The sequence below is a fragment of the Protofrankia symbiont of Coriaria ruscifolia genome (assembly GCF_900634745.1).
Taxonomy (GTDB): Bacteria; Actinomycetota; Actinomycetes; order Frankiales; family Frankiaceae; genus Protofrankia; species Protofrankia californiensis.
In genome coordinates this window covers 66560-76219 of record NZ_CAAAFR010000199.1, presented here as the reverse complement: position 1 = coordinate 76219, position 9660 = coordinate 66560, and the positions used below count along the sequence as shown (strand labels likewise).

Annotated in this window: 8 protein-coding genes; 1 reads left to right on the top strand and 7 read right to left on the bottom strand. The window is 66.4% G+C overall.

Annotated features, from left to right (window positions below; translation table 11 throughout):
* Positions 1–185: 185 nt before the first annotated feature.
* The 3 genes from CV1CTNOD_RS23245 to CV1CTNOD_RS23235 form a co-directional block, all read right to left on the bottom strand.
* The gene (locus CV1CTNOD_RS23245) at positions 186–2690 is read right to left on the bottom strand and encodes a proton/sodium-translocating pyrophosphatase (protein ID WP_131788075.1); all 2505 of its coding nucleotides are present in this window, start codon (positions 2688–2690) and stop codon (positions 186–188) included.
* 511 nt (positions 2691–3201) lie between these two features.
* Complete coding sequence (locus CV1CTNOD_RS27500) at positions 3202–3885, bottom strand: ATP-binding protein (RefSeq protein WP_347402977.1); 684 nt, start codon at positions 3883–3885, stop codon at positions 3202–3204.
* A gap of 179 nt (positions 3886–4064) precedes the next feature.
* Positions 4065–4406, bottom strand: a complete 342-nt coding sequence (locus tag CV1CTNOD_RS23235) for an STAS domain-containing protein (protein WP_131788074.1) — start codon at positions 4404–4406, stop codon at positions 4065–4067.
* Between the two features lie 114 nt (positions 4407–4520).
* Between CV1CTNOD_RS23235 and CV1CTNOD_RS23230 the strand changes: the two genes are divergently transcribed.
* The gene (locus tag CV1CTNOD_RS23230; protein WP_431607176.1) at positions 4521–7322 is read left to right on the top strand and encodes a DEAD/DEAH box helicase; all 2802 of its coding nucleotides are present in this window, start codon (positions 4521–4523) and stop codon (positions 7320–7322) included.
* 2 nt (positions 7323–7324) lie between these two features.
* Here the strand turns inward: CV1CTNOD_RS23230 and CV1CTNOD_RS23225 are convergent, their stop codons facing one another.
* From CV1CTNOD_RS23225 to CV1CTNOD_RS25130, 4 genes are all read right to left on the bottom strand, one after another.
* Positions 7325–7876, bottom strand: a complete 552-nt coding sequence (locus CV1CTNOD_RS23225) for an Rv3654c family TadE-like protein (protein WP_131788072.1) — start codon at positions 7874–7876, stop codon at positions 7325–7327.
* Between the two features lie 23 nt (positions 7877–7899).
* The gene (locus CV1CTNOD_RS23220) at positions 7900–8349 is read right to left on the bottom strand and encodes a TadE family type IV pilus minor pilin (RefSeq protein WP_131788071.1); all 450 of its coding nucleotides are present in this window, start codon (positions 8347–8349) and stop codon (positions 7900–7902) included.
* Positions 8350–8365: 16 nt separating this feature from the next.
* Entirely contained in the window at positions 8366–8596 is a 231-nt protein-coding gene (locus CV1CTNOD_RS27495) for a DUF4244 domain-containing protein (protein ID WP_131788123.1), read from the bottom strand.
* Between the two features lie 355 nt (positions 8597–8951).
* The gene (locus CV1CTNOD_RS25130; RefSeq protein ID WP_165485687.1) at positions 8952–9659 is read right to left on the bottom strand and encodes a type II secretion system F family protein; all 708 of its coding nucleotides are present in this window, start codon (positions 9657–9659) and stop codon (positions 8952–8954) included.
* Position 9660: the final 1 nt, after the last annotated feature.

Genomic DNA, 9660 nt, shown 5'->3' with positions numbered 1-9660 from the left:
GTGATGGTCGGCGCCCGCAGCGGGCGTCAGCACGCCGACGCCGTCACCGTAGAGCCAAAGGATCGCTGAAGTCATCCGATGTTCCTTCCAGACCTCCTCACAGATGCCCCCGTACGGGGAGCAGGACCGTCTGCCCGGGGCCGGAGCAGCCAGCGAGAATGTGATCAGTTATTGGGAGGCAGCCGTCATACTCCAGCCTTCGTCTTGCTGGCCGGGCGCTGTTCGGTTACCGAGGGCGTGACGGTGAGGGCGGAAGCATGTCGCTTGGAGTAGGCGATCACTGCGACGATCACTGCGACGGCCGCCAGCGCTATCCCTATGCGTAGCGGTTTGTTCTCGTCGTCGCCGACCGAATATTTCACCACCGAAGGTGCGATCAGTAGGCTGACCAGGTTCATCACCTTGATCAATGGGTTGATCGAAGGTCCGGCGGTGTCCTTGAAAGGGTCACCTACGGTGTCTCCGATAACGGTTGCCGCATGCGTGTCCGACCCCTTGCCGCCGTAGTTGCCGTCCTCGACGAATTTCTTCGCGTTGTCCCAGGCCCCACCGGAGTTGGCGAGAAAGACGGCCATGAGGACGCCTCCGGCGATTGCCCCGGCGAGATAGGCGCCCAGTGGTGGGTAGCCCAGCCCGAAGCCGACCGCGATCGGAGCGAGAACCGCCAGGGTGCCTGGAGTAATCAGCTCCCGCAGCGAGTCACGGGTGCAGATGTCGACGACAGCACTGTAGTCGGGCCGTTCCGTTCCGTCCATGATACCCGGCTTCGTCCGGAACTGGTTGCGTACCTCGAGTACAACCCGTCCGGCGGTGCGTCCGACTGCGTTGATCGCGAGCCCGGAGAACAGGAACACGACTGCCGCGCCGATGATCAGGCCGACCAGGGCATCGGGATAGGCGATGTTGAGGGTGCGGGACGATCCAACGGCCCGGCCGGCGTCGACGAGCGCTTCGTTCACCGTGTCCGTGAACGATCCGAACAAGGCGGTGGCGGCCAGTACCGCGGTAGCGATCGCGATACCTTTCGTGATCGCCTTGGTGGTGTTCCCGACGGCATCGAGGGAGGTGAGGATCCCGGCCCCGGCCCCGGCTGTTCCGGCCCCGGCTGTTCCGGCCCCGGCTGTTCCGGCCCCGGCTGTTCCGGCCCCGGCTGTTCCGGCCCCGGCTGTTCCGGCCCCGGCTGTTCCGGCCCCGGCTGTTCCGGCCCCGGCTGTTCCGGCCCCGGCTGTTCCGGTCGCTGCGACCGCTGCGGTTGTTTCGGTGTCACCGGACATCTCGGCGATACCCTGGGCGTTGTCGCTGACCGGCCCGAAAGTGTCCATCGCGACGATTACGCCGACCGTCGTCAACAGACCGGTGCCGGCCAGCGCCACGGCGAACAACGCGACGGTGACGCTGCCGGATCCGAGCAGGTACGCACCGAAGACGGCTGCGCTGATAAGCAACGCTGAGTAGACCGCCGATTCCAAACCGACGCCGACGCCGGAAAGGATGTTGGTTGCGGGGCCGGTGGTCGACGCCTTCACGATGTCCTGGACCGGCCTGCGGTTGGTCTCGGTGAAGTAGCCGGTGAGCAGTTGGATCGCCGCGGCCAGCACGATGCCGATCAGAACCGCGGTGATCGCAATGAACCGCGGGTCGCCGCTCTGGCTGCTGTTCACCATCCCGGGAAACCCCGAGAAGCTGCTGGGAAGGTAGACGAGCGAGACGACGACGACTCCGATAGCGGAGATCACCGCGGACGTGAAGAAGCCCCGGTTGATCGCTGCCATGCCGTTGCGGTCACCGGCGCGCGGGGCGACCGAGAGAATGCCGATGATCGCGGTGAGTACGCCGACGGCCGGGATCAGCAGCGGGAAGATCAGCCCGTTCTCGCCGAATGCCTTCACACCGAGGATCAGCGCGGCTACCAGCGTCACCGCGTAGGACTCGAACAGGTCCGCGGCCATCCCGGCGCAATCGCCGACATTGTCTCCCACATTGTCGGCGATTGTGGCGGCATTGCGTGGATCGTCCTCGGGGATGCCCTGTTCGATCTTGCCGACGAGGTCGGCGCCGACGTCCGCCGCCTTGGTGAAGATGCCACCGCCGACTCGCATGAACATCGCAAGCAGAGCGGCACCGAAACCGAAGCCCTCCAGGACCTGCGGAGCCGTGTCACGAAAGGTGAGTACCACCACCGCCGCGCCGAGCAGACCCAGACCGACGGTGAACATCCCCACCACACCCCCGGTGCGGAAGGCGATCCGCATGGCGGCGCGTTCCCCGAGCCGGATGGCCGCGGCCGCGGTCCGGGTGTTCGCCCGGGTGGCCAGCGACATGCCGACGAAGCCGACCAGCGCGGAGAAGACGGCTCCGAAGACGAAGAAGAGCGACCGCCCGACCCGGGAGCCGGTGGACTCCGCGGGCAACAGCAACAGAACGAACGGGATCACGAGCACGAAACCCGCCACCGTGGTGAACTGCCGGCGCAGGTAGGCTGTGGCCCCTTCCTGGATGGCGCGACCGACCTCGATCATTCGCGGGCTTCCCTGGTCGGCCGCGAGCACCTCGCGGACCAGGTAGCCGGCCACCACCAGCGCCAGCGCCGCCACGACCGCCACCGCGGCGACCACCCCGAGCTGACCTGCGCCAAGTTCGATGGCAGCGCCATCGGGATTCGTACCCGCCACAGCTTGGATCAGGACCATGGGCCCTCCCGGTCAGGTCTGTGCACCCTCCGCGTCCGCCCCATGCCGGTTGTGGCTTCCGGCGGGCGAGCACGGCCGGACGTCGCACCTGACGACGTCGTCGAGGTTGCCGCTCGGGCGTGGAAGGACATCAGGTCGGCGTGGGCCCACGAAGCGGGTGCGACGCCGGCGTGACTGCCGGCTGGGACGGATCCGGGCGGTTGCCCTTCCCGCCGTCGCGCCGTTGTGCGGCGACCAACGCGCTGGCCCGCGTTCTCCCGATTCTCCATTCGGTACCACGGGGAGCACTCCAGACATCGCGCACGCGGTCTGATCGACCGAGTGATGCGGCAGTCTATCCACACGGCCTTAACATGCGCTCGTTCTTTCGTTGATACCAGACGGTGAATATTGTGCTTCGGGGGTTGTGGAGTGGATGTGCAGCGCCCGCGTTCATGCGGCGTCCGCTCCTCGGCCCGTCCTGTCTGCGTGGATTTGTCTGCCTCAACCTGTTGCCGTCGACGCCGTGCCGTCAGAGGGCCATGATCGGTGTGGTTGTTTTCCGGTCCACCGGCCAGCGCATCGTAACGATCATGCCGGACGAATCGGTGCGCGTGGTGATGGTGAAGTCATCGACCAGGCCCTCGATCAGGGCGAGACCGAGTCCCGGGGCTGCCGTGGAGCACAGGTCCTCTTCGTCCGGTCGCCGGATGTCCCTTCGGGAGGCGACCGGATTGGTAATGACGGGCTCGGCAACCGCGGGCTGGGAATCGGCGGGGTCGGCAACCGCGGGGTCGGTAACGACGGGCTGGGCAACGATGGGCTGGGCAACGACGGGCGCCGCAACGACGGGCCGGGAACCGAAGGTGGCTGGCCTCGTATAGCTGGTGTCGAGCGGTTCGGGCGCGTCGACCTGCCCACAGCCGTTCGCAGATGAACCGTTCGCAGATGAAACATTACGTCCTTGTGGCCCGCGGTCGGCCACTGACACCGTGAACGAGCCGTCGTTGTCACTGACCCGGACGATTACGGGAGCCTGGGGGTCGAATCGGCGGTTCACGCTGACGGCTCGGGCACATGCCTCGCCGACCGCAAGCTTGATCTCGTCCAGGATCCCCTCCGGTACGCCCGAACGCCGGCTGACCGCAGCTGCGATCATCCGGGCCGTTCGGACGTGCCCGGGGAGGGCCGCGAAACGCAACTCGACGGTGGACATACGTCGATGACCTGTCTCTCGATGGAACTGACCACGCGGTGACCCGGGGACCTGGGCCTGCCGGACCTCCCAGATTGGCTCCCGGACCTCCCAGATCGGCTTCGCCGATCCGGCAGGAAGCCCGGATCCGGCGGGAACCCCATGCGCGAAAGGAGCATGATCGCGCCGCCGTCGGCCCTTCAGTCCTTGGCGGCGAGTGCTTCCTCGACGGACGGATGGATCGGGAAGACCTTTGTCAGGCCCGTGATCCGGAAGATTTTCAATATTCGTTCCTGGGTGCAGACGAGGCGCAGCGTCCCCTCATGTGCCCGGACTCGCTTGAGACCACCGACAAGTACCCCGAGGCCGGTCGAGTCGAGGAACTCGACACCTTCCATGTCGACGACAAGATGATACGAACCGCCTGATACGAGATCGATCAGTTGTTCCCGCAGCTTCGGCGCGGTGTAGACGTCAATCTCGCCGCCTACGACGACGATCGTGAAGTCCCCTTCCACACGGGTCGTGAGGGACAGGTCCACGGGTCCTCCTTGCGTCTGCTCCACAGCCGCCCGGCCGGGCGGCCGAGACATCACGGCGGCACTACCCTCCCACGCCCGGATCAATCCGGCTCGCCGCGACACAGCAGGCTACCCATGTGCTGGTGGCGGAGTTCACAGTTGCGATCTTCTGTAGTGGTCCGTTCGCGCTCTGTTCGACCGTCACATCCCGCAGCTGCTGGTCAGGGGTGGACGAATCCTGCCGGGACCGGGACATCCGTCCGGCATCCTCGCCTACGCTGGGCCACCGTGGACAGAACCTCGGTCCCGGCGAGTGCACCAGATCCGAGTGCATCAGATCCGCATGCATCGGATCGTGGTGCGGTTATTCTTGGCCGGTTGCGCGTAGATGCTCGTCGTAGTCATTGCATCACGCATGTTGAACATGTTCCTGCCAGGGCCGGCACGCGGGCCCCTTGGCCCGCCTGGGCGGATCCCGTACTCGTTCACCGGCTGCGCACCGCTGGCATCGACGCACCGTGGACGCATCAGGCGTGTGCCGCCGAACATGCTCACGCCGGCCGCAGCGTGGTGCTCGCGACGGGCACGGCGTCGGGTAAATCGCTGGGATATCTCATGCCGGTGCTCAGCGCCCTGCTTGCCGAACCATCCGCTCGTGCGCTCTACCTCGCTCCCACCAAGGCACTGGCGAACGACCAGCTTCGTGCGGTTCGCGCACTCACCCTGACAGGCGTACGCGCCGCCACGTACGACGGCGACACGCCGGCGTCCGAACGCGACTGGGTCCGTGCTCATGCGACGTTCGTGCTGACCAACCCCGACATGTTGCATCAGGGTGTATTGCCATCCCATCGGCGCTGGGCAGCCTTTCTGCGGGGTCTTCGATATGTCGTGGTCGACGAGTGTCACGGCTATCGGGGTGTCTTCGGTTCCCACGTCGCACATGTTCTGCGGAGGCTGCGACGGATGTCCGAACGGTACGGTTCGACACCGGTGTTCATCCTGGCGTCGGCGACGGTGTCGGACCCGGCAGGTGCCGCCAGCCGCCTGACCGGGCTTGATGTACAAGCGGTCGAGGACGACGCCTCCCCGAGAGGCGCGATGAGATTCGTGCTGTACGAACCACCCCTGTCATATCCATGGCAGACGCCATCTCCGTCCGAACCGTCGGGGCCGTCGCCGCTGGATCCGTCGCGTTCCGGACCGATCGCTTCTGGACCAGCCGCTTCTGGACCGCTCTCCTCTGGAGCCGCCGTATCCGGACTGCTTTCCCCTGGGCCAGCTGTTTCCGGACCGCTCTCCTCCAGGCCGGCCGCCTGTGGACCGGCATGGTCCACATCGTCCCAACCGGCGGAAACACCGGCTGGACGGGCGTCGGTGGTGTCCGTAGCCGCCTCGGAGGGGTCGCCGGAATTCCTGATTGACGGCCGCAACGACACGCCGGTCCGTCGCTCGGCTACTGCCGAGGCCGCGGATCTGCTCGCAGATCTTGTGGCCGACGGCGTGCGCACGCTTGTGTTCGTACGGTCGCGCAGGGCTGCGGAAGTGATCGCGCAGTCGGCGCGCAGGGCGTTGGCCGAGGTGTCGGTGGATCTCGCGGACCGGATCGCGGCCTACCGTGCGGGCTATCTGCCCGAGGAACGCCGGGCGTTGGAGGCGGACCTGAGATCGGGGCGGCTGCTCGGCGTCGCCGCGACGAACGCGCTCGAACTGGGTGTCGACGTCACCGGGCTGGATGCGGTCGTCATCACCGGCTATCCGGGTACCCTGGCCTCGCTATGGCAGCAGGCCGGCCGGGCCGGTCGCAACGGTGCGGGAGCCCTCGCCGTCCTGGTCGCCCGCGATGATCCTCTTGACACGTATCTCGTGCATCATCACGAGGCCGTGTTCGGCCGGCCGGTCGAGACAACCGTGCTCGATCCCGACAACCCCTACGTACTCGGCCCACATCTGGAGTGCGCGGCCGCGGAACTGCCGTTGACCGAAGCCGATTTCGATCTTTTCGGGCCGCTGGCCCGTCTCACGGTCGACGACCTGGTACGCCGGGGCCGGCTCAGGCGGCGGCCTGCGGGCTGGTACTGGACGCGTCGCCACCGCCCGGATGTTGACATCCGCGGTGTCGGCGGACCGCCGGTGCGGATTGTCGAGGCGTCCACCGGGCGCCTGCTCGGAACGGTGGATGCCTCGACGTCGCATTCGACGGTTCACCGCGGTGCTGTCTACCTTCATCAGGGCGGCTCCTATGTGGTCATCGAGTTCGATCTCGACGCGGCGGTCGCATTCGTGGAGGCAGCCACACCGGACTGGACGACGGTGGCCCGGGAGGACACCGACATCCGGGTGGTGGAGTCGATCCGCTCCCGCAGCGCCGGCGATGTCGAGCTGTACTTGGGAACAGTTGAGGTCAGCAGCCAGGTGGTGTCCTACCAGCGGCGCCTGGCAGGCAGCGGACGAGTGATCGGGGATGATCCGCTGGATCTTCCCGCGCGGCACCTGCGCACGCGGGCGGTCTGGTACACGGTGACCGAGGAACTCCTGGCCGAGGCCGGAATCGACGACGGCGAGGTCCCCGGTGCCGTTCACGCTGCCGAACACGCGGCGATCGGCATACTCCCGTTGTTCGCGACATGCGACCGGTGGGACATCGGGGGAGTGTCGACCGCACTGCATCCGGACACCTCCCGTACCACGGTGTTCGTCTATGACGGCTATCCGGGCGGAGCGGGTTTTGCCGAGCGCGGCTTTCTGCGCGGTGGGCCGTGGCTGCGCGCGACCCGAGATGTGATCGCGGCTTGTGAGTGCGTGGCCGGGTGCCCGTCGTGTGTGCAGTCGCCGAAGTGCGGAAACGGCAACGAGCCTCTGGACAAGCCGGCTGCCCGCCGGCTGCTCGACGCTGTCCTGCAGCGGCTCGATTCGGCCTGGTCGGATAGTCGGTAGGCTCACCACCACTGCCGGGTGGTGGCTGCTGCCGGTGCTGGCGTCATGCTCCGGCTGCCGCCGTTGTGCCGCGCTGGTGTGCTGTGCAAGGTTCGGTCGCTGCCGGCGCTGTTCGCCGGGCCGGCGCGGGCCCTGGCGACAAGCGGTCCCAGACCGGCGAGCGCTCCCGGGAGATCGACGGCCACGGCAATCTCGACGGTGTCTCCCGAGATCCTGCAGGATAGGACGCGGCTGCGGTTCGCAAACCCGATGGCGTGCGCCCGCCCGCACATGGATTCCGGGTCACCGGATGGATCACCCGCGGCCGCAAGAGCTGCCATGTCAGCCGCGCCCGCGGCCCGTTGGCGGCAGACAGCAGTCATTGAAACCGCCAGAACGACGCCGGTGAACGTCCCCAGGACCAGGAATGCGGAAAGCGTGAGTACGGTCGCCGAACCTGTGTCCCCGAAGCTGGACGAGTAGTGCGTGTCCAGGCCGCCGAGCGGTCGCAGAGAACACCTGAAAGGCCGGTGGAATCGACGCCTGTATGTTCGCCGTGAACATGAACGGTGCATTTTTAGGCTTTCTTTATGCTGATTCAATAATTGTCGGGTACGGGTACGGGTACGGGGCCGACTTCGGTATTTTCCGCTGCCTCCGTCGGTGCTGTGGAGGACATGGTGATATCGATTGGAGGAGTAATTCTTGCCAGTACCCCGGTAGCGCGGACTCCGAATCTGATCCGGACGACGACGACATCCGCGGTGCGGCTGATGGAAATCGTGGAACCCCGGGGAGCGGCCCGCCCGGCCCAGGCGCGGACCACTTCGTCGGTTTCTCCGCGAGCGGCGGCGCGGGCACCGATGCGAGCCGCCTCCGCGCACTGCGCCTGAACCGAAACGGCGCTGACAACCCAAATTGCGATCAGCAGGACAAGTATCAGTGATGGTATTGCGACCGCCAGTTCGGCTGTTGCCTGGCCGCCGTCAGGGGTTCTTCGCCCTCGGTTACGGCCCGCTCCGCGGCTGGGGGTCGTCGAGCCACGCACCGGCTCGGCCGGTCTATCAGAAGGGGATGGACAGCGCCTGCTTGACCAGGTTGGCAAGCATCGCTCTCGTCGCAGAACTGTTGATCACAGCGTAAAGAACAGCGGCGAACCCGACCGCGGCGACCGTGCCGACCGCGTACTCCGCGGTCGACATGCCTGCGTCGTCCCTCCGCCTGGGCAAGGTCGTGGCTGACACCGCCCGCACACCAGCCCGTTGCCGGCGTGAAGCACCGATCGTCGACTGCATGAACGTGCCGATCAGCAGCGCCTTCCATTGAATGATGAGAGAGGTTTTGGATGATCTGAGTGCGGCCATGACAGGCGACCTCCAGCTCAGTTACTGGTATACGGTGGATGTCTGCTCCTCGAGATGAAGGAGCTTCGACTCCCTTGATGATGGCGCGTTGAATGCGGCCCCGGCGAGGATGGACGTCGCTTTGTGGATAACCTTCCGTCGTCCACAGGCCGGACGTCCTGTCATCCGCTGGAAGCAGTGCGATGACGACATTTCCGGCGTCTCTCTCATGTCGTTCTCACGTCGCTTTCAGGTAGGGGTCGCTGGAGGCGTCACACAACGTCGCTGGAAGCGACACACAACATGGTTACGGGAGCGCCAGGCCCGCGCCTGCTCCTATCACGACTGGCACGACTCCCAGCGCGATGAATGCGGGCAGAAAACACAGACCGAGTGGTGCTACGGCGGTGACCCCTGCCCGGCGGGCCGCGGCCAACGCACGTTCCTGCTGCCTGGCGCGGGTCTGGTCCGCCAGTCGCCCCAGGGTTACGGCCAGGCGGGCACCGGATTCCTCGGTCCGGTGCAATGCTCGCGCGAAAGCCGCTATCTCGTGTGCTTCCGCTGAGGGTGCCGGTGAGCCGAGCTTGCCTGGAGTGAGTCCGGCTGGAGTGAGCCTTGCCCACCAGCCCGGTCCAGGTCGGGAGCCGTGTCCAGGATTGAGCAGCCGGCTGCAGGCTTCCGCCGTGGACGCGCCAAGGCGCAGACTACGGCTGACGATGCCCAGCTCCGCTCCGAGTGGACCGCCAACCGCATTGGCCACGATGTCCAGAGCTGTCACGATGGGCGCGCCAGCCGTCAGGCAGGCCGCGATCAGATCGAGAGCCAGTGGAAGATCCTCGGTGAGGCGTGCCTGCCGGCGCTGTGCATGTTGATCCGGTACGGAGGCCAGCAGCCGGGCTGCGGCGACACCGATGATGATCCCGGCAGCCATACCCACGGGGCCAGGAAAGATCGCAACAGGTCCGAGTCCGGCTGCCGCACCGAGAGCGATCCGCCGCACTACCGATCTGCTCACG